The organism is Streptomyces sp. A012304, from assembly GCF_026008495.1.
Classification (GTDB): domain Bacteria; phylum Actinomycetota; class Actinomycetes; order Streptomycetales; family Streptomycetaceae; genus Streptomyces.
Genome location: NZ_BQUN01000151.1, coordinates 1 through 698 on the forward strand (window position 1 = coordinate 1; position 698 = coordinate 698).

The following is a 698-nucleotide window of genomic DNA, read 5'->3' on the forward strand; positions in this document are numbered from 1 at the left end:
TAGGCCGAGCTGGTCTGGTAGGCGGAGGTGGTGCAGCCGGTCGGCTTGCCGTCCTTGTCGGACTCGCAGATCTCGAACTTGTACTGGAGCGTGGAGCCGGGCGGCGCGTCGATGTCGGTGCCCGCCGCCCACAGCTGCGGGGTCAGCGTCTGGGCCTGGTAGCCGTTCGGCGGGAACTGCTCCTTGACCACGGGGGCGATGTCGAAGACCTGGATGGTCAGCCGGCCCGGCGGCACGTGCTCGTCGGTGAAGACCTTGCCGCCCTGGCGCACCATCGTGAAGTCGAGCATGTAGACGCCCGGCGGAAGCGCCTTGATCGTGGCGTCGACGGTCGCCTTGGCGCCGCGGGCCACATTGCCGGTGAGGCTGCCCGAGCGCTGCTGGGTGACCAGCTTGCCCTTGTTGTCGTACGCCCGGTAGGCCAGGTAGTAGGTGGACGGCGTCCAGGTCTCGGCACCCTTGTTGGTGACGGTGACCTTGACCTTGCCGTCCTGGTTCTGGAGCACCGGCGGGTCGGGGACGGGCTTGGGGAAGCTGTAGGACGCGTTGTACGGCGAGTGGGTGACGTACAGCTTGGGCGGGTTGGCCGTGGCGTGGCCGGTGAACTTCTTGTACCCGAGCGCGTCGGTGGCGGAGGCCCGCAGCGACAGGCCGTGGTTGGCCTGGGTGCCGTTCACCCAGCGCTGCACCAGGTCGCG

General features: G+C 68.6%; 1 protein-coding gene. It reads right to left on the minus strand.

Going from position 1 to position 698, the window contains the following annotated elements; all coding sequences use genetic code 11:
* The coding region (locus ALMP_RS35265; RefSeq protein WP_264935851.1) for a hypothetical protein at window positions 1-677 on the minus strand (677 nt) is incomplete at its 3' end.
* Window positions 678-698 lie beyond the last annotated feature (21 nt).